The organism is Streptomyces blastmyceticus (assembly GCF_039521185.1).
Classification (GTDB): domain Bacteria; phylum Actinomycetota; class Actinomycetes; order Streptomycetales; family Streptomycetaceae; genus Streptomyces; species Streptomyces blastmyceticus.
In genome coordinates, this window is the sequence record NZ_BAAABW010000005.1 from 1 (window position 1) to 26,865 (window position 26,865).

26 protein-coding genes are annotated in these 26,865 nt (G+C 72.9%); 11 read left to right on the top strand and 15 right to left on the bottom strand.

The window, feature by feature from the left end; genetic code table 11:
* The 6 genes from kdpB to ABD269_RS05320 all read right to left on the bottom strand — a co-directional run.
* On the bottom strand, nt 1–1,450 hold a 1,450-nt coding region (gene kdpB / locus ABD269_RS05295; protein WP_344116549.1), incomplete at its 3' end, for a potassium-transporting ATPase subunit KdpB.
* Complete coding sequence (kdpA, locus tag ABD269_RS05300; RefSeq protein WP_301891819.1) at nt 1,447–3,138, bottom strand: potassium-transporting ATPase subunit KdpA; 1,692 nt, start codon at nt 3,136–3,138, stop codon at nt 1,447–1,449. The genes kdpB and kdpA, both read right to left, overlap by 4 nt.
* 7 nt (nt 3,139–3,145) lie before the next feature.
* Nucleotides 3,146–3,235 (bottom strand): K(+)-transporting ATPase subunit F, encoded by a 90-nt coding sequence (gene kdpF / locus ABD269_RS05305; protein WP_116214304.1) that lies wholly within the window; start codon nt 3,233–3,235, stop codon nt 3,146–3,148.
* A 302-nt stretch (nt 3,236–3,537) separates the two neighbouring features.
* Nucleotides 3,538–4,251 carry a DUF3710 domain-containing protein gene (locus ABD269_RS05310; RefSeq protein WP_425572840.1) on the bottom strand — a complete coding sequence of 238 codons (714 nt, stop codon included), beginning with the start codon at nt 4,249–4,251 and terminating at the stop codon, nt 3,538–3,540.
* A 70-nt stretch (nt 4,252–4,321) separates the two neighbouring features.
* Nucleotides 4,322–4,822: a dUTP diphosphatase gene (gene dut, locus ABD269_RS05315; RefSeq protein WP_116214302.1), complete on the bottom strand. Its 501-nt coding sequence runs from the start codon at nt 4,820–4,822 to the stop codon at nt 4,322–4,324.
* Nucleotides 4,819–5,403: a PaaI family thioesterase gene (locus tag ABD269_RS05320; protein WP_240351561.1), complete on the bottom strand. Its 585-nt coding sequence runs from the start codon at nt 5,401–5,403 to the stop codon at nt 4,819–4,821. The genes dut and ABD269_RS05320 overlap by 4 nt, the downstream gene beginning before the upstream one ends.
* Nucleotides 5,404–5,461: 58 nt before the next feature.
* On the opposite strand from ABD269_RS05320, the gene ABD269_RS05325 reads away from it, so the two are divergent.
* Nucleotides 5,462–5,905, top strand: a complete 444-nt coding sequence (locus tag ABD269_RS05325) for a DUF3093 domain-containing protein (protein ID WP_344116561.1) — start codon at nt 5,462–5,464, stop codon at nt 5,903–5,905.
* 12 nt (nt 5,906–5,917) lie between these two features.
* Here the strand turns inward: ABD269_RS05325 and ABD269_RS05330 are convergent, their stop codons facing one another.
* The 4 genes from ABD269_RS05330 to ABD269_RS05345 all read right to left on the bottom strand — a co-directional run bounded on the left by ABD269_RS05330 (nt 5,918) and on the right by ABD269_RS05345 (nt 9,388).
* The gene (locus tag ABD269_RS05330) at nt 5,918–6,763 is read right to left on the bottom strand and encodes a hypothetical protein (protein WP_301891828.1); all 846 of its coding nucleotides are present in this window, start codon (nt 6,761–6,763) and stop codon (nt 5,918–5,920) included.
* Between the two features lie 13 nt (nt 6,764–6,776).
* Complete coding sequence (locus tag ABD269_RS05335; RefSeq protein ID WP_116214298.1) at nt 6,777–7,073, bottom strand: DUF4193 domain-containing protein; 297 nt, start codon at nt 7,071–7,073, stop codon at nt 6,777–6,779.
* A gap of 398 nt (nt 7,074–7,471) precedes the next feature.
* On the bottom strand, nt 7,472–8,728 hold the full coding sequence (locus tag ABD269_RS05340) for a sensor histidine kinase (RefSeq protein WP_344116564.1): 1,257 nt from the start codon (nt 8,726–8,728) through the stop codon (nt 7,472–7,474).
* A 6-nt stretch (nt 8,729–8,734) separates the two neighbouring features.
* Nucleotides 8,735–9,388: a response regulator transcription factor gene (locus ABD269_RS05345; protein WP_116215978.1), complete on the bottom strand. Its 654-nt coding sequence runs from the start codon at nt 9,386–9,388 to the stop codon at nt 8,735–8,737.
* Between the two features lie 366 nt (nt 9,389–9,754).
* Between ABD269_RS05345 and ABD269_RS05350 the strand changes: the two genes are divergently transcribed.
* Nucleotides 9,755–9,922, top strand: a complete 168-nt coding sequence (locus ABD269_RS05350; RefSeq protein WP_162890385.1) for a hypothetical protein — start codon at nt 9,755–9,757, stop codon at nt 9,920–9,922.
* A gap of 82 nt (nt 9,923–10,004) precedes the next feature.
* Here ABD269_RS05350 and ABD269_RS05355 read toward each other — a convergent pair whose 3' ends face one another.
* Both ABD269_RS05355 and ABD269_RS05360 read right to left on the bottom strand, forming a co-directional pair.
* Complete coding sequence (locus ABD269_RS05355; protein WP_344116567.1) at nt 10,005–10,805, bottom strand: inositol monophosphatase family protein; 801 nt, start codon at nt 10,803–10,805, stop codon at nt 10,005–10,007.
* 8 nt (nt 10,806–10,813) lie between these two features.
* Nucleotides 10,814–11,953, bottom strand: a complete 1,140-nt coding sequence (locus ABD269_RS05360; protein ID WP_344116569.1) for a ferrochelatase — start codon at nt 11,951–11,953, stop codon at nt 10,814–10,816.
* A 155-nt stretch (nt 11,954–12,108) separates the two neighbouring features.
* On the opposite strand from ABD269_RS05360, the gene ABD269_RS05365 reads away from it, so the two are divergent.
* Both ABD269_RS05365 and ABD269_RS05370 read left to right on the top strand, forming a co-directional pair.
* The gene (locus tag ABD269_RS05365) at nt 12,109–13,413 is read left to right on the top strand and encodes an MFS transporter (protein ID WP_344116571.1); all 1,305 of its coding nucleotides are present in this window, start codon (nt 12,109–12,111) and stop codon (nt 13,411–13,413) included.
* Complete coding sequence (locus ABD269_RS05370; protein ID WP_344116573.1) at nt 13,340–14,689, top strand: D-arabinono-1,4-lactone oxidase; 1,350 nt, start codon at nt 13,340–13,342, stop codon at nt 14,687–14,689. The genes ABD269_RS05365 and ABD269_RS05370 overlap by 74 nt, the downstream gene beginning before the upstream one ends.
* An 81-nt stretch (nt 14,690–14,770) precedes the next feature.
* On the opposite strand, the gene ABD269_RS05375 is transcribed toward ABD269_RS05370, so the two are convergent.
* Entirely contained in the window at nt 14,771–15,880 is a 1,110-nt protein-coding gene (locus tag ABD269_RS05375) for a hypothetical protein (protein WP_344116575.1), read from the bottom strand.
* 347 nt (nt 15,881–16,227) lie between these two features.
* Between ABD269_RS05375 and sepH the strand changes: the two genes are divergently transcribed.
* Nucleotides 16,228–17,307, top strand: coding sequence for a septation protein SepH (gene sepH / locus ABD269_RS05380; protein ID WP_344116577.1), 1,080 nt, complete (start codon nt 16,228–16,230; stop codon nt 17,305–17,307).
* Nucleotides 17,308–17,481: 174 nt separating this feature from the next.
* Here the strand turns inward: sepH and ABD269_RS05385 are convergent, their stop codons facing one another.
* A complete protein-coding gene (locus ABD269_RS05385; RefSeq protein WP_344116579.1) occupies nt 17,482–18,312 on the bottom strand; it encodes a sulfurtransferase in 831 nt (276 codons plus the stop codon).
* A 288-nt stretch (nt 18,313–18,600) separates the two neighbouring features.
* On the opposite strand from ABD269_RS05385, the gene ABD269_RS05390 reads away from it, so the two are divergent.
* The 3 genes from ABD269_RS05390 (at nt 18,601) to ABD269_RS05400 (ending at nt 21,858) form a co-directional block, all read left to right on the top strand.
* Nucleotides 18,601–19,407: a VOC family protein gene (locus ABD269_RS05390; protein ID WP_344116581.1), complete on the top strand. Its 807-nt coding sequence runs from the start codon at nt 18,601–18,603 to the stop codon at nt 19,405–19,407.
* A 257-nt stretch (nt 19,408–19,664) separates the two neighbouring features.
* Nucleotides 19,665–20,459 carry a DUF4142 domain-containing protein gene (locus ABD269_RS05395; protein WP_344116583.1) on the top strand — a complete coding sequence of 265 codons (795 nt, stop codon included), beginning with the start codon at nt 19,665–19,667 and terminating at the stop codon, nt 20,457–20,459.
* Between the two features lie 4 nt (nt 20,460–20,463).
* Nucleotides 20,464–21,858, top strand: a complete 1,395-nt coding sequence (locus ABD269_RS05400) for a DUF1996 domain-containing protein (RefSeq protein WP_344116585.1) — start codon at nt 20,464–20,466, stop codon at nt 21,856–21,858.
* Nucleotides 21,859–21,974: 116 nt separating this feature from the next.
* On the opposite strand, the gene ABD269_RS05405 is transcribed toward ABD269_RS05400, so the two are convergent.
* Nucleotides 21,975–22,940 (bottom strand): PucR family transcriptional regulator, encoded by a 966-nt coding sequence (locus tag ABD269_RS05405; protein WP_344116587.1) that lies wholly within the window; start codon nt 22,938–22,940, stop codon nt 21,975–21,977.
* A 633-nt stretch (nt 22,941–23,573) separates the two neighbouring features.
* Here ABD269_RS05405 and ABD269_RS05410 point away from each other — a divergent pair.
* The 3 genes from ABD269_RS05410 to ABD269_RS05420 all read left to right on the top strand — a co-directional run bounded on the left by ABD269_RS05410 (nt 23,574) and on the right by ABD269_RS05420 (nt 26,712).
* Entirely contained in the window at nt 23,574–24,122 is a 549-nt protein-coding gene (locus ABD269_RS05410; protein ID WP_344116589.1) for a hypothetical protein, read from the top strand.
* Nucleotides 24,119–25,618: an NADH-ubiquinone oxidoreductase-F iron-sulfur binding region domain-containing protein gene (locus tag ABD269_RS05415; RefSeq protein ID WP_344116591.1), complete on the top strand. Its 1,500-nt coding sequence runs from the start codon at nt 24,119–24,121 to the stop codon at nt 25,616–25,618. The genes ABD269_RS05410 and ABD269_RS05415 overlap by 4 nt, the downstream gene beginning before the upstream one ends.
* A 134-nt stretch (nt 25,619–25,752) precedes the next feature.
* Complete coding sequence (locus ABD269_RS05420) at nt 25,753–26,712, top strand: SCO0930 family lipoprotein (protein ID WP_344116593.1); 960 nt, start codon at nt 25,753–25,755, stop codon at nt 26,710–26,712.
* The last annotated feature ends 153 nt before the right edge of the window (nt 26,713–26,865 follow it).

The window sequence follows — 26,865 nt, forward strand, 5'->3', positions numbered from 1 at the left end:
TGCCCATGCGGCGCAGCTCGTCGAACCGCTCCCGCATGCCCTCCTTGACGACATCCTTGAGGTGGATGACGCCCAGGACGCGCGCGCCCTTCTCGTCCTCGACGGCGACGAGCAGCGGGGTGCCGCCGGCCTGGGAGATGTCGTCGGTGAGCTTGGTGGCGTCCTCGGCGATCCGGCCGCCGCGCTCGGTGACCCAGGCGAGGACCGAGCCGGTCGCGCCCTTGCGGACCTTGCGCCCGTCCACGTCGACGCCGGACATCCGGGTCTGGGCGGTGAAGGGGATCCACTCGGCGCCGACGAGTTCGCCCTCGTGGCGCTCGCGCAGGCCGTACTTCTCCTTCGCGAGGACGACGATCGAGCGGCCCTCGGGCGTCTCGTCGGCGAGCGAGGACAGCTGGGCGGCGTCCGCCACCTCGGCGGCCATGGTGCCCTTGACCGGGACGAACTCGGCGGCCTGGCGGTTGCCGTAGGTGATGGTGCCGGTCTTGTCGAGCAGCAGCGTGGAGATGTCGCCGGCCGCCTCGACCGCGCGCCCGGACATGGCCAGCACATTGCGCTGGACGAGCCGGTCCATGCCGGCGATGCCGATCGCGGAGAGCAGCGCGCCGATGGTGGTCGGGATCAGGCAGACCACCAGGGCCGCGAGCACGATCATCGACTGCTCGGCGTGCGCGTAGATCGCGAAGGGCTGGAGCGTGACGACGGCCAGCAGGAAGACGATGGTGAGCGAGGCCAGCAGGATGTTGAGCGCGATCTCGTTCGGCGTCTTCTGCCGGGCGGCGCCCTCGACCAGGTTGATCATCCGGTCGATGAAGGTCTCGCCCGGCTTCGTCATGATCTTGATGACGATGCGGTCGGAGAGGACCTTGGTGCCGCCGGTGACCGCCGAGCGGTCACCGCCGGACTCGCGGATGACCGGGGCCGACTCGCCCGTGATCGCGGACTCGTCGACGCTCGCGACGCCTTCGACTACATCGCCGTCGCCGGGGATGATGTCCCCGGCCTCGCAGACGACGAGGTCGCCCACGCGCAGCTCGGTGCCGGGCACCGACTCCTCCGTGCCGCCGTTCAGGCGGCGCGCGACGGTGTCGGTCTTGGCCTTGCGCAGGGTGTCCGCCTGCGCCTTGCCGCGCCCCTCGGCGACGGCCTCGGCGAGGTTGGCGAAGATGACGGTCAGCCACAGCCAGATGGTGATCGCCCAGCCGAACCAGGCGCCGGGGTCCTTGAGCGCCAGCCCGGTGGTGACCACCGAGCCGACCTCGACCACGAACATCACCGGGGACTTCACCATCACCCGGGGGTCGAGCTTGCGGAACGCGTCCGGCAGCGACTTCACCAGCTGCGCCGGGTCGAAGAGACCGCCGGAGACCCGGCCGGGCTCCTCGGAGCCGTGCGGACGCTCGTCCTTGGGCTCCTCGGGGGCGGTACGGACAGGGGTGGTCGTGCTCATGAGAGTCCCTCCGCCATCGGGCCAAGGGCCAGTGCCGGGAAGTAGGTCAAGCCGGTGATGATGAGGATCGCGCCGACGAGCAGGCCCGCGAAGAGCGGCTTCTCGGTGCGCAGGGTGCCCGCGGTCTCGGGGACGGGCTTCTGCTCGGCCAGCGAGCCGGCCAGCGCCAGCACGAAGACCATCGGCAGGAAGCGGCCCAGCAGCATGGCGAGACCGATCGTGGTGTTGTACCACTGCGTGTTGGCGTTGAGGCCGCCGAAGGCGGAGCCGTTGTTGTTGGCTCCGGAGGTGAAGGCGTAGAGCACCTCGGAGAAGCCGTGCGCCCCGCTGCCGTCCACCGAGTTGCCCGCGACGTTGAGGATCGAGTGCGGCGGGGTCGCCATCACCATGGACACGGCGGTGAAGCCGAGCACCAGGGTCGGGGTGATGAGGATGTAGCACGCGGCGAGCTTGATCTCGCGGGTGCCGATCTTCTTGCCGAGGTACTCGGGCGTACGGCCGACCATCAGGCCCGCGATGAACACCGCGATGATCGCCATGACGAGCATGCCGTACAGGCCGGAGCCGACGCCGCCGGGCGCGATCTCGCCCAGCATCATGCCGAGCAGCGCGATGCCGCCGCCGAAGCCGGTGAACGAGGAGTGGAAGCCGTCCACCGCACCGGTCGAGGTCAGCGTGGTGGAGGTCGCGAAGATCGAGGTCCCGCCGATGCCGAAGCGCTGCTCCTTGCCCTCCAGCGCACCGCCCGCGGCCTGCAGGGCCGCGCCGCCGTGGTGGAACTCGGTCCACATCATCAGCGCGGTGAAGCCGAGCCAGATCACGCCCATGGCCGCGAGGATCGCGTAGCCCTGCTTGACGTTGCCGACGAGCTTGCCGAAGGTCCGCGTCAGCGAGAAGGGGATGACGAGGATCAGGAAGATCTCGAAGAGGTTGGTGAAGGCGTTGGGGTTCTCGAACGGGTGGGCGGAGTTGGCGTTGAAGTAGCCGCCGCCGTTGGTGCCGAGCTCCTTGATGGCCTCCTGCGAGGCCACGGCGCCGCCGTTGACCTGCTGGGTGCCGCCGGCGAGCTGCCCGATGTCGTGGATGCCGGCGAAGTTCTGGATCGCGCCGCAGGCGACGAGCACGACCGCGCCGATCACGGAGATCGGGATCAGGATGCGGATCGTGCCGCGCACCAGGTCGGACCAGAAGTTGCCCAGCTCGCCGGTGCGGGCCCGGGCGAAGCCCCGGACGAGCGCGACGGCGACGGCCATGCCGACGGCGGCGGAGACGAAGTTCTGGACGGCGAGGCCGAGGGTCTGGACGGCGTGGCCCATGGCCTGCTCGCCCGAGTACGACTGCCAGTTGGTGTTGGCGACGAACGAGGCGGCGGTGTTGAACGCCTGGTCCGGGCTGATCGCCGTGAAGCCGAGCGAGAGCGAGTGCGGCAGGATGCCCTGGATCCGCTGGAGCAGGTACAGGAAGAGCAGGCTGGCCGCCGAGAAGGCGAGGATGCCGCGCAGGTAGGCGGGCCAGCGCATCTCGGCGTTGGGGTTGGCGCCGATCGAGCGGTAGATCAGCTTCTCGACGCGCAGGTGCTTCTCGGAGCTGTAGACGCGGGCCATGTAGTCGCCCAGCGGGCGGTAGACCAGCACCAGCGCCACGACGAGCGCGGTCAGCTGGAGGACTCCGGAAAGGACGGGGCTCATATCTTTGCTAGAACCTCTCCGGGAAAACGAGGGCGAGGATCAGGTAGCCCAGCAGGGCGACGGCCACGACCAGGCCGACGATGTTCTCGACGGTCACAGCTTGGTCACCCCCTTGGCGACGAGAGCCACCAGCGCGAAGACCGCGATCGTGGTGACGACGAAGGCCACGTCGGCCATCGTGTGCTCCTAGAGAGTTCGGATATGAACGGACTCCCAAAGGAAACCTCTGTTGTCGCGCCGCGAGCGCCCCGTTGACGCCTCTCATACGGCCATTAGCGCCCCCTTGACGGTTTCCATACGCATACCGCTCTGACCTGCGAAAACGCCGCTGGGCCGCAACCCCGAATCGGGGTTGCGGCCCAGCGGAACGGCACGATCCAGCCGTTTGACGAGCGTTTTTCAGCGCACCTCGGAGATCTCCGGGCCACGCTCCAGACGGTCCACGCCGCCGGCGAAGCGCGAGCCGCCGTCCTCGTCCGGCTGCTGGAGGCCCTCGGCGACCATCTGCGCGTCGTCCGGCAGCTTCAGCACGATCGGGTCGCGGGGCGCCATCGGGGACTCGCCGCGCACGACGACGGTGTCCTGGAAGATCTGCTCGAGCAGCCCGGCGGTCTGCGGCTGCACCGCGCCCTGGCCCGAGATGACACCGCGCAGGAACCAGCGCGGGCCGTCACAGCCCACGAAGCGGACGAGCTGGACGCCCTGGGTGCCGTCCGGCAGCGCGACCGGCACCTGGGCCCGCAGCTCCCAGCCCAGCGGGCCCTGGACCTCGTCCACGACACCGCCCTGCTGGGTGATGCCGGACGCGATCTCCTCGCGCACCTCGTGCCAGATGCCCTCGCGCTTGGGGGCGGCGAACGCCTGGAGCTGCACGGCGCTGTCGCGCAGCACCACCGTCGCGGCGACGATGGCGTCACCGGCGACCTCGACCCTCAGCTCCATGCCCTCGACCCCGGGCACGAACAGTCCGCCGAGGTCCACCCGGCCCTCTGCGGGGTCGCGGACCTCGGAGAGGTCCCACGGCCCCTCGGGGCGCGGCTCCGGCTCCAGCCGGACCCGGCTCTCGGCCGCGATGTCCTCTGCGGACGCGTTGGAGAGGGAGTCCTCAGCCAACTCCTCGGAGGTCACGTCGTCGACCTGGTCGACGGCGTCCTCCCCGCGCTTGCGGCGACGACCGAACACGTCACTGTCCTTCCCGGTCGCTGACGACCGAAGCGAATCCATTCCCCACGGCAGCGTGGCCACCGGTGGACCCGAAGCCCCCTTCGGCCCGTGCCGAGCCTGGAAGCTCCGCCACCTCATGGAAGCGGACCTTCTCGACCTGCTGGACAACCAATTGGGCGATGCGGTCGAACCTCTCGAACCGCACGGTCTCGCGCGGGTCCAGATTGACCACAATCACCTTGATCTCTCCACGGTACCCGGCATCGATGGTCCCCGGGGCATTCACCATGGAGACCCCGCACCTGGCGGCGAGACCCGAACGCGGGTGCACGAAGGCGGCGTAGCCGTCGGGCAGCGCGATGGACACCCCGGTGGGCAGCACCAGCCGCTCCCCCGGCGCCAGCTCGGCGGCCTCGGTGGTCACGAGGTCGCAGCCGGCGTCGCCGGGGTGACCGTAGGAGGGGACGGGCACCTCCGGGTCGACCCGGCGGATCAGCACGTCCAGGGGCATACGGCTCACGGGTTCACCTCAAAAGCTCGCGCGACCTTCACCTGGTCGGGGTCGGCCAGGGCGGCCTGGATCTCGGCGGCACGGCCGTTCTCGATGAAGTGGTCGACCTTGACCTCGATGAACACCGCTTCCGCCTGGACCGCGACGGGGCCCTCCGGGCCGCCGATCCGGCCGGTGGCCGTGGCGTAGATCTTACGGCCGTGCACCGCGCGGACCTCGGCCGCCAGGTGCAGCACGGTGCCCACCGGCACGGGCCGCACGTAGTCCGTCTCCAGCCGCCCGGTCACCGCGATCACCCGCAGCAACCAGCCCAGCGAGCCCAGCGTCTCGTCCAGCGCAGTGGCCAGCACACCGCCGTGCGCGAGACCGGGGGCACCCTGGTGCGCCTCCTTGACGCGGAACTCCGCGGTGACGCTCACGCCCTCGCCGGCGCGCACCTCCACGTGCAGACCGTGCGGGACGCCCCCGCCGCAGCCGAAGCAGTATTCATAGTGCGCCCCGATGGTCTCCCCGGGCGCGGGCGCGTCGGGGTGCCGCACCGGCGGCTCGGCCCCGGGCGGCAGCGTCGGCGTTGTCGTTCGTCCACTCACAGGGGCTGACCTTACCCGCGAGAACAGGGCCCGGTCCCGTCCGTGGCAGGCTTGGCCCATGCAGCCTTACGAAGAACGCCTGACCGCGCCCCGATCCTGGTGGCTCATCGCGGCGCTCGTCGGGGTCGCCATGGCACTGATCCTGCTGCCGCTTGGCACGGTACCGATGCTGGGCGGGCTCGTCGGCGGCGCGGCCCTCGCGTCGATCGCGGTCAGCTCGTACGGCTCGGCGCGCATCCGGGTCGTCGGCGGCGCACTCGTCGCCGGCGACGCGAGGATCCCGGTGACGGCGCTGGGCACGGCGGAGGTCCTGGACGCTGAGGAGGCCCGCGCCTGGCGCACGCACAAGGCCGACACCCGCGCCTTCATGCTGCTGCGCGGCTATATCCCGACGGCTCTGCGGGTCGAGGTCACGGACCCGGCCGACCCCACGCCGTACGTCTATCTCTCCACCCGCTTCCCCGAGCGCCTGGCGGCCGCTCTCGCGGCCGTACGGGCCTGAGGGCACCAGGAGCTAGCGGGCGCCGGGCTCCGGCTGCCCGGCGGGCGGCAGGGCGTCCCAGGACACCTGCCGGGTGCGCAGGTCCTTGCGGACCTTCTCGGCGAGCCTCTTGGTGTCACGGCGGTTCATCACCGCGCCCACGGTCGCGCCGATCATGAAGGGCGTGAGGTTGGGCAGATTGCGGAAGGTGCGCTTGAGGACCTGCTGGCGCAGCTCGCGCCGCAGCTGGCCGCCGAGGGCCGCGTTGACGGTCAGCGGTGAGGTGACGTCGATGCCGCGCTCGTCGGCCCACGCCCCGAGATAGGCCACCGCGCGCTGGCGCACGGCGCCGGGGGCCCGCAGGCCGTAGACCTCGTGGAGCTCGGCGATGAGCTTGAACTCCACGGCGGCGACGCCGACGATCTCGGCCGCCAGCTCGGCGGGCATGGCCGGCGGGACCGGCAGCATGGCCGCGGCGCCGACGCCGGCGCCCACGGTGGACGTGCCGTACGCGGCGCCGGCCACGAGTTTGTCCGCGAGCTCCTCCGGGCCGAGGCCCGGGAACTGCTCGCGCAGGGTCGCGAGGTCGCGCACGGGGATGCGCGGGGCGTTCGCGACGATCCGGTCGGCCACGGCGGTCAGGCCCGCCTTCGCCCCCCGGCCGCCCTTCCTGGCGCCACGGCCGACAACGGCGGCGAGCGAGGCCGCACGGCCCCGCTCGACGTCTGTGCCGGCCCCGGCGGCAGGGGTGGTGTCCACGGCGCCGACGGTCTCGTCGGCGTCGTCGGCACCCTTCTGCCGCGCGGCGTCACCCTCCGGTCCGGTGGTCAGTTCGGACCGCCGGGAGCGCCGCTTGCGAAACGGGATCGAGCCTGCCATGCAGACCCGCTCCTCACTCGCAGTCGCGGCAGATCGGCTGGCCGTTCTTCTCGCGGGCCAGCTGGCTGCGGTGGTGCACGAGGAAGCAGCTCATGCAGGTGAACTCGTCGGCCTGCCGCGGCAGGACCCGGACGGACAGCTCCTCGTTGGAGAGGTCCGCGCCGGGCAGCTCGAGGCCCTCGGCGGCCTCGAAGTCGTCGACGTCGACCGTTGAAGCGGACTTGTCGTTCCGCCGGGCCTTGAGTTCCTCGATGCTGTCCTCGTTGACGTCATCGTCGGTCTTGCGTGGGGTGTCGTAGTCCGTTGCCATGTCGCTCTCCCCCTCTGGGTGTCTGCGGTGTCTCCAGCGCACGTAACGCGTGAGAGGCCGGACTTGTGCCCGACCCGAGGCGGAGATTTTGCCTCACATCAAGGTCTGTTACTCAATCGACACCCAACCGCACACCTGAAGAGGTGATGGGGATGGATGGCGAACGGGACCGTACACGGTCCGGATGCCGCATGTGGATACGCCATCACGTGTACTTCCCGTGATCAGGACCCCCGGAAACCCCCATTTTCCCGGCGTTCCGTCGATCCCGATGATCACGGAGAGTGGATGGCCAAAAGTTTGCGCATGTGAGCGATCACACACGCCACCGGCGAGGGGCGGACCATGAAAATTCCGCCCAAAGCGAACCTGCGGCCGCCCCATTCTCGCAGAGATTCTCAGGTGGGAAGTACCACTCTCATGATCAATCCACCCCCGTCACGGGGTTCGGCGGTGATCCTGCCGCCGTGCGCGCGGGCGACGGAGCGGACGATCGACAGACCGAGGCCCACGCCCTTGTCGCTGCCGGTCCGCTCGGTGCGCAGGCGGCGGAACGGCTCGAAGATGTTGTCCACCTCGTACGCCGGGACGATGGGGCCGGTGTTCTCCACCACCAGCACCGCGCGGCCCGGCTGGGCCTCCGTGGTGACCTCGACCCAGCCGTCGGCCGTGTTGTAGCGCACGGCGTTCTGCACGAGGTTGAGCGCGATGCGCTCCAGGAGCACGCCGTTGCCCTGGACGACCGCGGGCTGCCGGGTGCCGCGCAGCTCCACGCCCTTGGCCTGGGCCTCCGCACGGGTCTGGTCGATGGCCTGGGAGGCCACCTCCGCGAGGTCCACGGGCTTGCGGTCCACGATCTCGTTGTCGCTGCGCGCGAGCAGCAGCAGGCCCTCCACGAGCTGCTCGCTGCGCTCGTTGGTGGCCAGCAGGGTCTTGCCGAGCTGCTGGAGCTCGGGGGACGCGCCCGGGTCGGAGAGGTGGACCTCCAGCAGCGTGCGGTTGATCGCCAGCGGGGTGCGCAGCTCGTGCGAGGCGTTGGCCACGAAGCGCTGCTGCGCGGTGAACGCCCGCTCCAGCCGGTCGAGCATCTCGTCGAAGGTGTCGGAGAGCTCCTTCAACTCGTCTTCCGGGCCACCCAGTTCGATACGGCGCGAGAGGTCGGTCGCGGCGACCCTGCGGGCCGTGCGCGTCATCTTGCCGAGCGGCGAGAGGACCCGGCCCGCCATGGCGTAGCCGAAGGCGAAGGCGATCACGGCGAGGCCGAGGAGGGCGAGCAGGGAGCGCTTGAGGAGGCTGTCGAGGGCGAGGGCGCGCAGGTGGCTCGTGCAGTTGCTCAGGATGTTGTTCGCCTCGTCGGCCGTCAGGCCGGGGCGCAGGGCAGGACAGAGGCTGGAGTCGGGCACGGTGACCTGGCTGCCATTGTTCAGCTTGATCAGCGGCGTGCTGCCGGCGTCCAGCGCGTGGGCGGCCAGCAGATAGATGATCGTGAGCAGCAGGACGCCCGCCATCAGGAACATCCCGCCGTAGAGCAGGGTGAGCCGTATGCGGATGGTCGGGCGCAGCCAGGGGAACGGCCGTACGACGGGCTGGCGGGGGTCCCAGGTGGGCTTCGGCGGGGTGTGCGGGGCTGCCGGCGGCGCGGGGGTGGCGGGCATCGGGCGTCAGATCCGGTAGCCGGAGCCGGGCACGGTGACGATCACCGCGGGCTCGCCGAGCTTGCGGCGCAGGGTCATGACCGTGACGCGGACGACGTTGGTGAAGGGGTCGGTGTTCTCGTCCCAGGCCTTCTCCAGCAGCTGCTCGGCCGAGACCACGGCCCCCTCGCTCCGCATCAGCACCTCCAGCACCGCGAACTCCTTGGGTGCCAGCTGCACCTCCCGGCCCTCGCGGAAGACCTCGCGGCGGTTGGGGTCCAGCTTGATGCCGGCCCGCTCCAGGACGGGCGGCAGCGCCACGGTCGTACGGCGCCCGAGGGCGCGGACGCGGGCGGTGAGCTCGCTGAAGGCGAAGGGCTTGGGCAGGTAGTCGTCGGCGCCGATCTCCAGGCCCTCCACGCGGTCGCTGACGTCGCCGGAGGCGGTCAGCATCAGGACGCGGGTGGGCATGCCCAGCTCGACGACCTTGCGGCACACGTCGTCACCGTGGACGAGGGGCAGGTCGCGGTCGAGGACGATGACGTCGTAGTCGTTGACGGCGACGCGCTCCAGCGCGGCCGCTCCGTCGTACACGACGTCGACGGCCATGGCCTCCCGGCGCAATCCGGTGGCGACGGCATCGGCGAGCAGCTGCTCGTCCTCGACGACGAGTACGCGCACGGCGTTGGTCCTTCCCTTGGAGCCCTTGGTCTGGGCAGGCATGTGGTTCCCCGGTGGGGTGTATCCATCCTGCCTCCTCCGCCGGTAAACCGGCTGTAAGGGGCATGGGCGGCAGCGGTGGGCGGGCGTGGGGTTCCCGCGTGGTTCCGGTGTGATTCCGGATTGCCCGGCGGCCGCAGGTTTCCCCGCGGACGGCGGTGGGGAAGACGACTGCACACCCGCGATCACGCCCGAGCAGCGGCACGTCACGAGCCGCCGCCGCCCGAAGGGGCAGGGTGCGATCGTCTCTCCCCCGGTCCCGCCGGGGGTGACCCCCAGGCACACCCCCGTGCCGCCGTGAGCCGACCCTGGAGGGGGCGCAGCACTATGGACGCGTTCACCGCTGGCATTCTGCAGCGCATAGAGAGCACCCGGTCCGACCTGGACCAGGCCCGCAGGTCGGGCGACGACTTCCTCGCCGAGGTGGAGCAGGCGGCGCTGGAGGACCTGCACCGCCTCGCGGCGGAGCACGGCGTCGAAGTGAGCGCCGCCTAGCGGCAGCCGCACCGGCCGATCCACGCATCGAACGCCCCCGCACCGGAAGGTGCGGGGGCGTTCGCCGTGTCCGGCCATCGGGTCAGTCGTGCCAGGCCCCCAGGGTCTCCAGGCGGTCCTGGAGGGTCCCGAAGAGGCCGGGGGCGGCCGCCACCGTCAGTTCCGTGGATGCCTGCTCCCCGGGGCGGCCGCCCGTCAGCGCGCCCGCCTCGCGGGCGATCAGGGCCCCTGCCGCGTAGTCCCAGGGGTTGAGCCCCCGCTCGTAGTAGCCGTCGAGCCGGCCGCAGGCCACATCGCACAGGTCGATGGCGGCGGACCCGCCGCGCCGGATGTCGCGGACCTCCGGGAGCAGGGTGCGCAGGACCTCCGCCTGGGCGGCCCGGCGGGAGGTGAGATAGCCGAAGCCGGTGCCGATCAGGGCCTGGGCGAGGGGCGGCGCGGGGCGCACGCCCAGCCGCCGGTCGCCGAGGAAGGCCCCGGAGCCGCGCACCGCCCGGTACGTCTCGCCCCGCATCGGCGCCGCCACGACGCCCACGACGGCCTCGCCGTCCACCTCGGCGGCGATGGAGACGGCCCAGGAGGGCAGCCCGTAGAGGTAGTTGACCGTGCCGTCGAGCGGGTCGATGATCCAGCGCACGCCGCTGGTGCCGGCGCTGCTCGCGCCCTCCTCGCCGAGCACCCCGTCGGCGGGGCGCCGCTCCGCGAGGAAGCCGGTGATCAGCTTCTCGGCGGCGATGTCCATCTCGGTGACGACGTCGATGGGGCTGGTCTTGGTCGCGGCGACGCCCAGGTCGGCCGGGCGGCCGTCCCTGAGCAGGGCGCCGGCCCGGTCGGCGGCCTCGAGGGCCACGGCCAGGAGTTCGTCCTTCGGGATGTCGCTCACAGTGCTCCTTACGCGTACGGGCTGTCGGCACCGGCGGCGGCCGGGCGCGGGGCACGCGCCGGGCAGCAGCCGACGGGACAGAGGTCGTGGGAGGGGCCGAGCGCGCCGAGCGCGCACCGCTGCGGGGCGAGGCCGCGCTCGGTGGCGGCGCGCTCCAGCACCAGCTCGCGGACGGCGGCGGCGAAGCGCGGGTCGGCTCCGACGGTGGCCGCGCGGGCGACCGGCAGGCCGAGCTCGGCGGCCTTGGCGGTGGCCTCGGTGTCGAGGTCGTACTTGACCTCCATGTGGTCCGAGACGAAGCCGATCGGGACCATCACCACCGCCTTGGCACCCTCGCCCTGGACGGCCTCCAGGTGGTCACAGATGTCCGGTTCGAGCCAGGGGATGTGCGGGGCGCCGCTGCGGGACTGGTAGACGAGCCGCCATGGGTGCTCGGTGCCGGTCTCCTCGCGGACGGCGTCGGCGATCAGCCGGGCGACGTCGAGGTGCTGGGCGACGTAGGCGCCGCCGTCGCCGTGGCCCTCGGCGGGGCCGGAGGTGTCCGCGGCGGCCGTGGGGATGGAGTGCGTGGTGAAGGCGAGGTGCGCGCCGGCCCGGACGTCCTCGGGGAGGGCTGCGAGCGCCGCGAGGGTCGAGTCGACCATGGGCCGGACGAACCCGGGGTGGTTGAAGTAGTGCCGCAGCTTGTCGACGCGCGGCGGCGTGAGGCCCTCGCCCTCCAGGGTGGCCAGCGCGTCGGCGAGGTTCTCGCGGTACTGCCGGCAGCCGGAGTACGAGGCGTACGCGCTGGTGGCGAGCGTGAGGATGCGGCGGTGCCCGGCGGCGGTCAGCTCGCGCAGCGTGTCGGTCAGATACGGGGCCCAGTTGCGGTTGCCCCAGTGGACCGGCAGGTCGGTGCCGTGCGCGGCGAACTCCTCGCGCAGCGCGGCCAGCAGTTCGCGGTTCTGGTCGTTGATCGGGCTGACGCCGCCGAAGAGGAAGTAGTGCTGCCCGACCTCCTTGAGGCGCTCGCGGGGGATCCCGCGGCCGCGGGTGACGTTCTCCAGGAACGGAACGACATCGTCCGGGCCCTCGGGGCCGCCGAACGAGAGCAGCAACAGGGCGTCGTAGGGGGCTGTTGCTCGCTGGTCTGCTGGCTGATCCGACATGGTCCGATCCTGCCACCCGCCACTGACAGGCAGGAAATGGCCGTGCATCGCACGCATGTACGCACGTAAGCTGTATCGGCCACTTACATCCCTTACCGGCACCCTCACTGTCTGTCACCCTCCCCGGTTCACCCCCCGATCCCCTGGCGGCCCCCTTGCCCAGTCCCTACCGCGAAATATTCGCCGCCCCCGGTTCCAAGGGCTTCTCCGCGGCCGGGTTCCTCGGCCGGATGCCGCTGTCGATGATGGGCATCGGCATCGTGACGATGGTGTCCCAGCTGACCGGCCGGTACGGGCTGGCGGGCGCCCTCTCCGCGACCCTGGCCATCTCCGCGGCCGTGCTCGGCCCGCAGATATCCCGGCTCGTCGACCGGCACGGGCAGCGCCGGGTGCTGCGCCCGGCGACGCTGGTCTGCGTGGTCGCGGTCGCGGGACTGCTCCTCAGCGCGCAGCAGCGCTGGCCGGACTGGACGCTCTTCGTCTTCGCGGCCGCCGTCGGTTGCGTGCCCAGCGTGGGCTCGATGGTGCGGGCCCGCTGGGCGGCGATCTACCGGGGCCGCCGCGAGCTGCACACCGCGTACGCCTTCGAGTCCGTGGCCGACGAGGTGTGCTTCATCTTCGGCCCGATCCTCTCGATCGGGCTGTCCACGGCGTGGTTCCCCGAGGCGGGCCCGCTGCTGGCCGCCTGCTTCCTGGCCGTCGGCGTCCTCTGGCTGACCGCGCAGCGCGCCACCGAGCCGGTGCCGCACCCCCGCGAGCAGCACCAGCGCGGCTCGGCCATGCGCTCGCCCGGGCTCCAGGTGCTGGTGGCGACGTTCGTGGCGATGGGCGCGATCTTCGGGACGGTCGACGTGGTGACCGTCGCCTTCGCCGAGGAGCAGGGCCACAAGGCGTCGGCGAGCCTGGTGCTCTCGGTGTACGCGCTGGGCTCGTGCCTCGCGGGCGTCGTCTTCGGACTGCTGCGGCTCAAGGGCGATCCCGCCCGCCGCTTCCTGCTGGGCGTCTGTGCGATGGCCGTGAGTATGATCCCCCTCCAATTGGTCGGGAACCTGCCGTTCCTGGCCGTGGCGCTCTTCGTCGCGGGCCTGTCCATCGCGCCGACCATGGTGACGACGATGGCCCTCGTCGAACAGCACGTACCGCGCGCGCAGCTGACCGAGGGCATGACCTGGACGAGCACCGGGCTCGCGGTCGGCGTGGCGCTGGGGTCGTCCGCCGCCGGCCTGGTGGTCGACGCGTCCGGGGCGGCGGCGGGGTACGTGGTGTGCATGGTGGCGGGGGCGCTCTCGGCCGTGGTGGCGTTCCTCGGCTACCGCCGGCTGCGCAGGCCGGCGCCGCAGCGGCCGGGGGGACCCGCGCCGCAGGCAAGGGGAGGGTCCGACGCACATGACGAGAACGACCGGAACCACGAGCAGCGCGAGGGCCGGGACAAGGGCAGGGACAAGGGGCGCGTGGCGTAACTGGGCGGGGAACGTCACCGCCCACCCCGCGCGGACCGTGGCACCGGCGAGCACCGCGGAGCTCGCCGAGGCGGTGGCGCGGGCCGCCGCGGAGGGCCTGAAGGTCAAGGCGGCCGGCACCGGCCACTCCTTCACCGCGGCGGCCGCCACGGACGGGCTGCTGATCCGCCCGGAGCGCCTCACCGGACTGCGGGCGGTCGACCGGGCGGCCGGGACGGTGACCGTGGCCGCCGGGACCACGCTCCGGCAGCTGAACACCACGCTGTCCGCGCACGGCCTGTCGCTGGCCAACATGGGCGACATCATGGAACAGACCGTCTCGGGCGCGGTCAGCACCGGCACCCACGGCACGGGCCGCGACTCGGCCTCGCTCTCCGCCCAGGTCCGGGCTCTGGAGCTGGTGACGGCGGACGGTTCGGTGCTCACCTGCTCGCCGCGGGAGAACCCGGAGGTCTTCACGGCGGCCCGGCTGGGCCTGGGCGCGCTGGGCGTGATCAGCGCGATCACCCTCGCCGTGGAGCCGGAGTTCCTCCTGCGGGCGCGCGAGGAGCCGATGTCCTTCGACCGGGTCACCTCGGAGTTCGACCGGTTCGTCGCCGAGAACGAGCACTTCGAGTTCTACTGGTTCCCGCACACCACCGGCTGCACCACCAAGCGCAACAACCGCAGCGCGGGCCCCGCGGCTCCCCTCGGCCGGGCCGCCGCCTGGGTCGAGGACGAGCTGATAGCCAACGGCCTCTTCCAGGCCGTGTGCTCCGTGGGCCGCACCGTGCCCGCCGCGGTCCCCGGCATCGCCCGGATCGCCGGCCGCGCCCTGTCGGCCCGTACGTATACGGATGTCGCGTACAAGGTCTTCACCAGCCCCCGCCGGGTCCGCTTCCTGGAGATGGAGTACGCCCTGCCGCGCGAGGCCGCCGTGGCGGCGCTGCGCGAGCTGCGGGCGGCGGTCGAGCGGTCGCGGCTGCGGATCAGCTTCCCGGTGGAGGTACGGACCGCTCCGGCGGACGACATACCGCTGTCGACGGCGTACGGGCGGGACACGGCCTATGTGGCCGTGCACATGTACCGGGGCACGCCGCACCACGCGTATTTCTCGGCCGCGGAGCGGATCATGACGGCTCACGGCGGGCGGCCGCACTGGGGGAAGCTGCACGGCCGCGACGCGGCCTATTTGGCCGGGGTGTACCCGCGCTTCGCGGAATTCACATCCCTGCGGGACCGGCTGGATCCGGAGCGGGTGTTCGGCAACGCGTATCTGCGCCGGGTCCTGGGCTGAGATTCCTCCGGGCAAACGCCGGACGGGCCCGGGAGTACGCGGTCGCGTACTCCCGGGCCCGTCCGGCGTTTGCCGAGAGCCCTACGACAGCGTGCCCTGGGTGACCGTGCCCGTGCCGGCCGCCGCGTTCTGGCCCTGCGGCGGCTTGGGGTCGGTCTGACCGGTCGTGCCGGTCGTGCCCTGGCCGCCCGTGGTCGTGCCGCCCTTGCCGTCGGTGCCGCCCTTGCCGCCGTCGGGCGTCTGCGTGGGGTTGGACGGGTTCGGCTTCGGGTCGGGCGTCGAGCCGCCGGAGGTGCCGCCCGTGCCGGGCGAGGTCGACGGGTTCGGCGAGGGCTTGTCCGCGCCGCCGCCCCGCGGGGTCGAGCCCGGGTCCGGCGACGCGCCGCCGTCCCCGCCCTTGCCCGGCTCCTGGCCGCCGTCCTGCGAACGGCCCGGGTCGGGGTTCTGCGAGGGCGTCCGCTCCTGCTGCTTCTCCGACTTCCCGCCACCGCCGACCAGCTGGCCGAACGTCGTGGAGCCCTTCGTGCCGTCCGTGCTCTTGTCGCTGACCAGCTCGACCGCGGTGACGGTGCCCATGGCGAGCGCGAAGACCGCGCCCGCCGCGAGCAGCGGGCGCTTCCAGCCCCGCATCCGTGTGCCATGGGTGATGCCCGGCGTGTACTCGTCGCTCGGAGCACCGATCTGTTCTTCTGAGTACGCACCGGCGTGCGGATCCGAGTGTGCGCCCGCGTGCGAGTGAAGCTCCGGCGCGTGGCCCGCTCCGTGCAACAGCTGTGTCGCATCCTCGGCCGGCAAGGACCGTGTCCCGTCGACACCCGGCAGCATCTGCGTCGCGTCGACCTGGCCGAGCAGCTGGGTGCGGGCGGCGTCGGGGGTGGCGTCCGGCCCGAGCCGTCCCACGGCGCGCCCGGCGTCCCGCACCGGAACCTGGCGCAGCGTCGGCTTGGCCGCCTGGGCGGTCGCCTCGCGGAGCTGTTCGCCCGTGCGCTTGAAGAAGTGCTGGAAGATCGTGCCGCCCGACGTGGCCACGACACTCACCACGCCGGCGCCGAGGACGGTGCCGTACACCCCCAGCTTGCCCGCGAGCAGCGCGGCCACGACCGCCGCGAGGGCGCTCCCGGCGACCTGCGCGAGGCTCAGCTCCAGACGCTTCTTCTTCGGTTTTGCCTCGCTTTCGCCTTTGCCGTCCATCTCCCGCCTCTGTGTAGCCCTTCGATCCCTCTTGCAGCTAGAAGAGACATTCGAGCGTAACGAACAGTTCCGATTCGGGCGATTGTGTGAACCTCGACACCCGTTCGGTGGGTGTCCGCCCGGATGGCCTGGATCAACTCCCTTCTCCCGCGTGAACTTCGATGGCGCGCCGATCCACCCCCCGTGGCCCGAATGGAGTACTGTGGCGAGCCCTGGTCCCGCTCTCCCGTCCGGCTGCCCGGACCCAAACGGGAGGGGCCAGGCGGCTCTCGCCCCGTCAACTCGGCAATGTTGTGGCAGGCTGCACCCGGGCAGGCCACACTCGACTAGCGGAAGCAGCGACGCAGGTGACGTCGGCAGGCACCACCCGGGAGGTCCCCATGCCCGAACTGCGTGTCGTGGCCGTCTCCAACGACGGCACACGGCTGGTGCTCAAGGCTGCGGACAGCACGGAGTACACCCTTCCCATTGACGAACGGTTGCGCGCCGCGGTGCGCAACGACCGTGCTCGCCTGGGCCAGATCGAGATCGAGGTGGAGAGCCATCTCCGCCCCCGCGACATCCAGGCACGTATACGCGCAGGTGCCTCCGCCGAGGAGGTCGCGCAGCTGGCCGGCATCCCCGTCGAGCGGGTCCGCAGGTTCGAGGGCCCGGTGCTCGCCGAGCGCGCCTTCATGGCCGAGCGCGCCCGCAAGACGCCCGTGCGCCGTCCCGGTGAGAACACCGGCCCGCCGCTGGGCGAGGCGGTCGCGGAGCGACTGGTGCTGCGCGGTGCCGAGAAGGACAGCTCCCAGTGGGATTCCTGGCGCCGCGACGACGGCACCTGGGAAGTGCTGCTCGTCTACCGGGCCGCGGGCGAGCCGCGGGCCGCGAGCTGGACGTTCGACCCGCCGAGGCGGATCGTCCAGGCGATGGACGACGAGGCGCGGGCGCTCATCGGCGAGACCGACGACACGCCCGAGCCGAGTTTTCCTTTTGTGCCGCGCATCGCCCGGCTGCCGCGCGACCGGCCCCTCGACCGGACGCTGGACCGCCCCACGCCCGCACCGCCCGCTCCCCCGGCGGAGGCGGACACCGACGCCGCGGCGGAGGACACGGCCAAGGAGCGGGACTCCCTGACGAGCCTGCTGGAGGCCGTGCCCAGCTTCCGGGGCGACATGGTCGTGCCGGAGCCGCCCCAGGTGGCACCGGTGAGCGAGGAGACGGACGAGGAGTCGGAGGCGGTCGAGCCCCCGGCCGCGAGCGCGGGTGCGGGTGCCGCGTACGCGGACGTGCTGATGCCGCGTTCCGTGGCCGGTCACCGCGACCGGCTCACCGGGACCACGGACCGTCAGGCGGAGGCGGACGGCGTCCGGCCCGGCCGCCGGGCCGCGGTGCCGAGTTGGGACGAGATCGTCTTCGGCACCCGGCGCAAGAAACAGGAGTGACGACAGAACGACAAGAGGAGTAACCATCCGTCAGCCCCCGGCAGCCGTCGGGGACACGGTGGCGCACGCCTCGCCCGTTCTCTCCGCAGGCACCCGCGGCGCCCGTCGCACCCGGCAGCACCGCCCGGCCCGTCGGGGCCGGGCGCTGTCGCGTCCACCGAACGGCCGTACCGGTCAGCCCGGCTGAGGGCCCGTCGCCACAGGGCGGCCGCGGTCGGCGGACCACTCGCTCCACGACCCCGCGTAGAGGGCCGCCGGGATGCCCGCCACCGCGAGAGCCAGCACCTCGTGCGCGGCGGAGACGCCGGAGCCGCAGTAGACCCCCACCTCGCCGCTCGCCCCGAGCCCGGCGAAGCGCGCGGCGAGCTCCTCGGCGGGCCGGAAGCGGCCGTCCTCGGTCACGTTCTCGGTCGTCGGCGCGGAGACCGCGCCCGGGATGTGCCCGGCGACCGCGTCGATCGGCTCGGTCTCGCCGCGGTACCGCTCCCCCGCCCGGGCGTCCAGTAGCACACCGCGCCGCGCCAGCGCCGCCGCGCCGTCGGCGTCGAGCAGCGGCAGCGCCCCGGGCTCCGGTGCGAAGTCCCCTTCCTCGACCGGCGGCGCCCCGGTGGCGAGGGCCCCGCCCCGCGCGGTCCACGCGGCGAGTCCGCCGTCGAGTACCCGTACGGAGGAATGCCCGGCCCAGCGCAGCATCCACCACGCGCGGGCGGCCGCCCAGCCCGTGCCGCCGTCGTAGGTGACGACCTCGCGGTCGGACCGCACCCCGGCCCGGCGCATCGCCGCCCCGAACGCCTCGACGGCCGGCAGCGGGTGCCTGCCGCGCGCCCCCGGCGGGCCGGCGAGCTCGGCGTCGAGGTCCACATAGGCCGCGCCGGGGATGTGCCCGGCCTCGTACTGCGGGCGGCCGGGCGGGCCGCCCAGCTGATAGCGGACGTCCAGCAGGACCGGCGGCCGCTCCCCGGCCGCCACGTTCATGAGTTCGACTGCGGTGATGATGGGCTTCATGGTCCCCATCCTGGCGTAACCGTCGTACGCGGAGGGCCCTCTGGCGGGACCGCGTACACCTGCTCGATACTGGCGGCGGTCCTGACACCGGACGGCAACGGCGCCGAAACGGAACCGAAACGTCAATTCGGGCATTCTCCTGCGGGAACCCGTGGGTCCCGGCGCGGCCGGGGGGCGCGTCACGGCAGGTGGTGCAAACATCTGGACGTGCCCCGTCCCGTACCACCCGCGCGCCGCAGACCGGCGCGGGACGCGCGGCCACCACGATGGTCCGAGGAGAGAGTGGCGATGACCGAGGTTTGGGGCTCCCCCCGGCGGCAGAGCACGGGGGAGGCCAGGCAGACACCGGGCACTCCGTGCTGGACTGGCCTGCTGGCACACGACCTGGAATCGATCAAGGACTTCTACAGCGGCCTGTTCGGCTGGGCCTACTACAACCCCGGACCCCGCCGGCTCGGCCCGTACGTGCGCGCCACGATCGACGGCCGGGACGTGGCGGGCATCGGCGGGCTGCGGCCCGGACGGCGGCTGCCCACCGCGTGGACCACCTATCTCGCGAGCGACGACGCGGACGGGACCGCGGAGGGTATCCGCTCCTCCTGCGGCACGGTCGGCGTGGGCCCGCTGTCCGCGGAGGACGCGGGGCGGCTGGTGCTCGCCACGGACCCGACGGGGGCGTCGTTCGGGGTCTGGCAGGGGCAGCGGCTGGTGGGTCCCCAGCTGGTGGGGGCGCCGGGTACACCGGTCCGGCACGAACTGGTGACCCGTCGGACGTCCTCGGTCGTCACGTTCTACCAGGCGCTCTTCGGATATGAGACCGAACCCGCGAAGGCGGGCGGCTCCGACTACGTCACGCTGCGGCTGGGCGGGCGGCCGGTGGCCGCGATCCACGGGGTCGGCACGGCGCTGCCGCCCGCGCGGGGCCCGCACTGGATGACGTCGTTCGAGGTGGCGGACACGGATGCCGCCGCGCGCCGCGTGACGGAGCTCGGCGGGCAGGTGCTGCGGCCCCCGCGGGAGAGCCCGGCCGGGCGGGTGGCCACGGTCGCGGACCCGGAGGGCGCCGTCTTCACCCTGCTGCGGACGGCCCGCTGACGCAGCACCTCGTAACCCACCGCCGTCCCGGGCCGGTTGACGCCCACGACGGCGAGGTCCCGTTCTCACATCGTCAAATCCCCATGTCTGCATGCGCCTTGAGGCCGTCAAGGGCGACTCCCGGGGCACGGTAACAGCCTCCCGATCCCGTGGTCCTCGTTTTGTCAGATGCGGAGAACCCTCCTCCGCCGGGTCGGCCGTGCGGCTAGCGTCGCTGGCCATTCGACCGACAGTCGAGGATCGAGGGAGGCGGCGCCATGCGTCCCGTGCGACCGGCCCGCGCCATGAGAGCGGGTTTCCTGAGGCCCCTGTCCCCGCGGGCCGGACCCGAAGGCGGGCGGCCCGGGGCGGGGCGGGCGCTCGGCACCTGGCTCGTGGTCGGCGCGCTGGCCGCGACGCTGGTGGCGCTGCTGGTGCCGGTGGCCCTGTTCGGCGGTGCCCGGTCGGCGGCGGCCGACGCCCCGGCCTGGAAGGACGACGGCGCGGGGACGCGGAACACCGCGTTCGGACCGCTGACGGCCCTGGACCGGGACTTCGTGCGCAAGGTCCGGCTCGCCGGCCTGTGGGAGAAGCCCGCGGGCCGCCTGGCCCAGGAGCGCGGAACCAGCGACAGCGTACGGACCGCCGGGGAGCATCTCGTCGGCGGGCACAGTGAGTTGGACCGCCGCGCCCTCGACGCCGCCAGGTCCCTGGACATCACGCTGCCGGGCCGCCCCACGGAGCAGCAGCAGGGATGGCTGGACCGGATGGACGCCGCCCGGGGCGCCGAGTTCGACCGGGTCTTCGCCCAACTGGTCCGCGCCGCCCACGGCAAGGTGTTCGGCCTGGTGGCGCTCGTGCGGGACCGGACCGGCAACTCCCTGGTCCGGGAGCTGGCGACGCGCGCCAACACCGTCGTCCTCGACCACATCACCGTCCTGGAGGACACCGGAGCGACCGGCATCCCCCGGACGCGGGGCCGGATGCCCGCACCGTCCCCGGCTCCGGATCAGCCGTCCCCGGCTCCGGATCAGCAGAGCACGGCTCAGCACAGCGACGAGGAAATGAAGTGATGCCATGACCCCCACGACACGACAGGGCCACAAGCGCCGCACGTCCACGAAGATACGGGTGCTGCTCGCGGTCGCGGCGCTGCTGCTGGGCGGCGGCGGGACGGCGCTCGTCGCCGCCCACGCCTCGGCCGGAGGGTCCCACCGGCCGGCCGGCACCTCCTCGGCGGACCACGCGGCGGACCCGGCGACGGCCATGACCATCGCCTGTCCGGACGTGGGCGACCGGCTGCGGGACGTGCCCGACCCGGCGCGGCAGCGGGTCTCCGCGGGCCTCGCGGAACTCGACGCCCAGGTGGCACAGGCGTACGAGCAGGCGTCGGCGCCCGGCGGCGACAGCGGTGCCGTGCTCGGCGAGCTGAAGCAGCACCGCTCCACGACGATCGGCCGGATGGCCGACGCCATCGCGGAGCGGTCGACGCGGCCGTCGGATCTGCCGGGGCTGAGCGGCTGCACGGCCCGGCAGGTCCGTACGGCGGACGCGCGTGCCGGCGCCGGCACCGCCGTCCTGACGCGGGCCATGCCCGGCGGTCCGTCCCCTTCCGACTTCGCCGACATCCGTACCGCGCCCACGAAGCAGAATCCGGCAGTCGGTTCCGGCGGCTCCGCCGGGACGTTCACCTCTTCCTGCGGGCGCAACGAGAACGGCCATTTCAACTCGGACAACGTCATCGTCACCCCCGGTGTCAGCAATGGCGCCCACCACACTCATGACTACGTCGGCAATGTGTCGACGAATGCCTTCTCCTCGAATGCGTCACTCGCCGCGGCCGGAACGACCTGTACCAATGGTGATCTCTCCACCCACTACTGGCCTGTTCTGCGGCTTCTGGACGGCAAGGCCGCGCCGGACGCCCATGCCCCCGGTGGCGGGCACGACGGCAACATGGGCGAAGTGCTGCGGCCTTCGTCGGTGGCGATCCAGTTCCGCGGCAGCCCGGTGTCGAAGGTCTCGGCGATGCCGCGCTTCCTGAGGGTGATCACCGGTGACGCGAAGGCGTTCACCAGCGGTCCGGGCAATGCCAATGCCTCGTGGAGCTGCACCGGTTTCGAGAACCGGCAGCTGAAGGACAAGTACCCGATCTGCCCGGGCGGTTCGGACGTGGTCCGCACCCTGGCCTTCCAGAGCTGCTGGGACGGCCGTTCCGTCGACAGCGCCAACCACCGCACCCACGTCGCCTTCGCCGGGGCGGACGGCTCGTGCCCGCGCGGCTTCCGGGCGGTGCCGCAGCTCGTCCAGCGCATCACCTACGCAGTGCCGGCCGGCACTCCGTTCGCCGTGGACAGCTTCCCCGAGCAGCTGCACAAGCCGGTGACGGACCACGGCGACTTCATCAACGTCATGCCGGACGCGCTGATGGCGAAGGCGGTGTCCTGCGTCAACGGCGGGCGGCGCTGCTGAGCGCCCCGCATGCCCCCGGCGCCGGGTGCTCCCCAACCGCACCTGCCGCCCGGCGCCGGGAACGCGGCGGCCCCGGACCTTCGAGGTCCGGGGCCGCCGCAGCGTGCCGCGGGGGTTCACAGGCCGTTGACGCGCGCCTGCCTGGCGAGTCCCAGCGGGTGGACGGCGGCGGCGAGGGCGTGGCCCCGGCCCTGGACGCGGCGGCGCAGCCTCCGCGACTGGGCCAGCAGACGCCGGCTGCGCAGTGCCAGTTCAAGCTCGAAGCGCATGCGCGGGTCGCGCAGCGCCGGGCCGAAGAGCTTCTCCATCTGGCGCAGGCGGTAGCGGATCGTCTGCGGGTGGACCTGGAGCGCACGGGCGGCCTCGGGTGCGCCGCCGCTCTCCAGCCAGGCCAGGAGGGTCGCTTCGAGGCGCTCGCTCTGCCGCGGCGTGAGCGCTTCGAGCGGGCGCAGCCAGCGGGCGCAGAGGGCGCGGGCGAGGGATTCGTCCTGGAGCAGCAGGAGGTCCGAGAGGTGGTCGTCGACGAAGACGAGCCGCTCCTTCGGGCCCGCGCCGGCCGGGGCCAGGGCGAGCAGCCGCCGCGCCCAGCGCAGTGAGGAGGCGGCGTCGGCCACGGGAGCGGAGTGGCCGATGGCGGCCACCCGGCCGCCGAGCACGGTCACCAGCTCGGAGCGCGCCTCGGGGCCCGGGTCCGGGACGATCAGGCAGACGTCGGTGTCGACGGTGCCCAGCAGCCCCTGGCCGAGCGCCGCCGTGAGCTGGAGGGCCAGTTGGGGCGCCTCGTTGGAGGAGGCCGCGCCGAGGACGACGGCACGGGCCCGGTCGGGCAGCGGCCAGCCCGCCTGGCGCGCGAGCTCGGCCAGAACCTCCTTGGGCAGGCAGCGGTCGTCGGCGAGCGCGGCGAACAGCGCCTGCCGTGCCCGGGCGTCCGGCAGGGCGGTGACGGCCAGGCCGGTCGCGGGCCGGGGCTCGGGCGTCGACAGGGACGAGCGGATGCCGTCCGCTTTGCTCCTGAGCCCCAGTGCCAGCAACAGCGCCTGCTCGACCGCCGCTTGCGCCGCATCCTTCCCGATTCGCTCCACGATATCCGCGAATACCGGGGTATTGCACAGTAGTTCATCGACCACCTTGGCCGCGACGGCGGGAAGTTCCTTTCTCAGGATGCGAGTCCATTCGCCACGTGGTCGTGACCAGATGCGGTTCAGCATTTCGCACATCGTCTACCTCCGGACATCTGCACCGGACAAGGGGATCGGGACGGGCGTTCGGACCTCTCGCCTGAGTGGGCATCATCAGCAGCCCGCCGCCGCCATGGGGACAGCCAAGCGCGAATTTGTCACAGCGCGATAAAGCTTATGAAGGACTTGCGAAGTCCGAGGATCCTGCTGTTCATTCGACCGCCCGGCGAATTATGCCGATGCGCGGGATTTCCGGATTTCTCAGGAACGCGGGCGCGCCCCGGCCGCCGGGGACGCCCGCCGGAGGCTCCTATGTCCGCGTCACACACATCCCCGGCGGCACCGCCGCGACCGACGGCTCCGCCGACGTTCCCGCCCCCGGGCCCTCCCCCGCCCACGGGACCGCCGCCCGGCCCCCGTTCGGTCTTCGCCTTTTCCCGGCGACGGGCGCGCTCCCGTCCGAGGAGGGGGCCGTCGCCCAGGCCGGCCCTGCCCGCGGCGATCCTGCTGCTGCTCGCCGTCGCCGCCCGCTCCCAAGTGGCGGAGCACGCACAGGAGTTCCTGGACTTCGGTGCGGGAGTGCTCGCGCTCGTCTCGCTCACCGCCAGTGTGCTGTGGGGGCTGGCCGCCGCCGACCGGATGCTGCTGCGCTCCGCGCACCGGCTGCTCGCCCAGGGCGTCCACCGCGGCCTGGCCGTGGCCGGTCTCGGCTTCCTCGCGCTGCACATCTGGGTGAAGGTGGCCGAGGGGCACGTCGGCGCCGCGGCCGCGGCCGTGCCGTTCACCGACCGGGCCCGGCCGTTGCTCGTCGGGTTCGGCACGCTCGCCGGCTATGTCTTCGTGACGGTCGCCGTCACCGGTGCGGTGCGCGGCGCCTTCGCCTCGGGCGGCCGGTCGCGCGCCTGGCGGGCCCTGCACATGTGCGCCTACCCGGCCTGGGGCGCGGCGCTGCTGCACGGGCTGCACTCGGGCCGCCCGGCGGGCGGCTGGGTGACGGCGGCGTACGCGCTGTGCGTGGCGGGCGTGGCCGCCGCGCTGGTGGTGCGGCTGCGCGGGGCCCGCGACGGTGGCGGAGTGAACGCGTGACCGGGCCCGTGCCGACGCTGTCGGCCGTCGGCACGCCCCGGCTGCTGACGGGCCTGGACCGGCGGCCGTGGCTGGACCGGGCGGCGCATCTGGCGCTGCACGGCCCGCCGCCGGAGCTGTCCGCCGGTGATCTGGCCGCGCTGGCGGAGGGCGTCGGGCTGCGCGGCCGGGGCGGGGCGGGCTTCCCCTTCGCCCGCAAACTGCGCGCGGTGCTCGCCTCCTCGCGGCACACCGGCGGCGCGGCGGAGGTGGTGGTCAACGGCAGCGAGGGCGAGCCGGGCTGCCTGAAGGACACGGCGCTGCTGCTGCACGTGCCGCATCTGGTGCTCGACGGGGCGCTGTTGGCGGCCGGTGCGCTCGGTGCGCGGCAGGTGGTGGTCGGGGTGACACGGGCGGACGTGGAGCGGTCGGTGCGCCAGGCGGTGGCCGAGCGCGGGGCGGGCGAGCCTGAGGTGCGGGTGGTGCGGCTGCCGGAACGGTTCGTCACCGGCGAGGGCACGGCTCTGGTCCGTGGCGTGGGCGGTGGTCCCGCGCTGCCGTCCGGGCGCGGGGTCCGCTCCAGCGAGAGCGGGCTGGGCGGGGCGCCGACCCTGGTGTCCAACACCGAGACGTACGCGCAGCTGGCCGTCGCGGCGCGGCTCGGCGCCCCGGCCTTCCGCGAACTGGGCCTGCCGGAGGAGCCCGGCACCGTCCTGCTGACCGTCGCCGGGGCACACGTGGTGGAGACGCCGACCGGCCTTCCGCTGCCGTACGCGCTGGAGTTGTGCGGCACCGGGCCGGGCCAGGGGGTGCTGGTCGGCGGATACCACGGCGCCTGGCTGTCCGGGGCGGACGCCCGTACGGCGACGGTCTCGCGCGACTCCCTGGCGGCGGCGGGCGCGACGCTCGGCGCGGGCGCGCTGCTGCCGCTTCCCGAGTCGACGTGTCCGGTCGGGGAGACGGCGCGGGTGACGCGGTGGCTGGCGGCGGAGTCGGCGGGGCAGTGCGGTCCGTGCTTCGTGGGGCTGCCCGCGCTCGCCGAGTGCCTCTTCGACGCCGCGCACGGCGGCGGGCGCCGGGCCCTGGAGGGCGTACGGGCCCGGATGCGGGCGGTGGAGCGGCGCGGGGCCTGCGCGCACCCGGACGGCACCGCCCGCTTCGTGGCCTCGTCGCTGGCCGTCTTCGCCGAGGACTTCGAGGCGCACGCGCTGGGCACCGGCTGCGGGCGGCCGGTCCTGGGAGTGCTGCCGCTGCCCGGCGGCGTGCGCGGACCCGCCCCGGCGGGCGCCCGTCGCGCGCTGCCCGAGGAGCGGCTCCTGGTGGACTGGACGCTGTGCCGGGGGCACGGGCTGTGCGCGGATCTGCTGCCCGGTCTGCTGCGGCTGGGCCCGGACAACTACCCGGAGCGGGCCGCCATCGCCGTGCCCGCCCGGATGCGGCCGCGGGCCCTGCGCGCGGTACGGCGCTGCCCCGCCCTGGCGCTGCGTCTCCAATCGGCCGACCGAGGCGACAACTGACGGTTCCTGACGGATTTTTGGCGTCTCGTGACAATTTCCCGGTCCCGCTGAGAGCTCGCGGAGCCCCTCCCGTACTTCCCGGCGTCGGCGGACCATCCGCCGACCCCTCCCCCCGTGGAAAGGAACACCCGGACATGAACAAGCGGCGACAGATCTCCCTGGCAGGTACGGCGTTCACCGTCATGGTGCTGGCGACGGCGTGCGACGGCAGCCCCTCGGCGAAGGACCAGGGGTACGACACCCGGCCGGCGGCCAACAGCTCGGAGGCGGGCAAGGGCTACGGGAGCGGATCGGGGTCCGCCGACGGCTACGGCGGGGGCAAGGGCGCGGACGGCATGGGGGCGGCGGGCGGCAAGCTGGCCGTGCGGCGGACGGCGGACCTCGGCCAGGTCGTCACCGACGACAAGGGCTTCACCCTCTACCGCTTCGACAAGGACACGGCGAAACCGCCGTCCTCCCACTGCGACGGTGACTGCGCGAAGGCGTGGCCCCCCGTCCCCGCGGGCAGCGCCTCGGCCTCCACCGGGATCGCCGCCTCCGCCCTGGGCGAGGTCGTACGGGCCGACGGCTCCAGGCAACTGACCCTGGGCGGCTGGCCCGTCTACCGCTATGTGAAGGACACGGCGCCCGGCGACACCAAGGGCCAGGGCGTCGGCGGCACCTGGAACGCGCTCGCGCCCGACGGGAAGAAGGCGAGCGGGAAGACCGACGAGGGGAAGCAGCCCGCCGCCCCGGTTTCCGTCTCCGACAGCGCCGGGCTCGGCAGGATCCTCGTGGACGGTCAGGGCCGGACGCTGTACCGCTTCAACAAGGACAGCGCGTGGCCGATGAAGTTCGCCTGCACCGACGCGTGCCTGGACACGTGGAAGCCGGCGAAGCCCGTGGACAAGAGCAAGGTGCGGGACATCCCCGGAAAGCTCGTCTCCACCGTGACCCGCCCCGACGGCACCGAGCAGCTCGCCGTCGACTGCTGGCCCGTGTACTGGTTCACCGGCGACAGCAAGGCCGGGGACGTCAACGGCCAGGGGAAGCAGGGGCTGTGGTTCGCCGTCGACGACAAGGGCAAGAAGGTCACCACCATGCCCGCACCCTGAGGCCACCCGCCGTGGCGGCCTCGTCGCCGAGCGTCGCTTCAATAAATCTTCACAAGCCGCGTGCGCCGAGGACGCGTCTCCCCCGCCGCTCCTTGTTATGCCGGTTATGCCCGACGCGCTTGATGGGCCTATGCCCGACTACCTCCCCCGAGG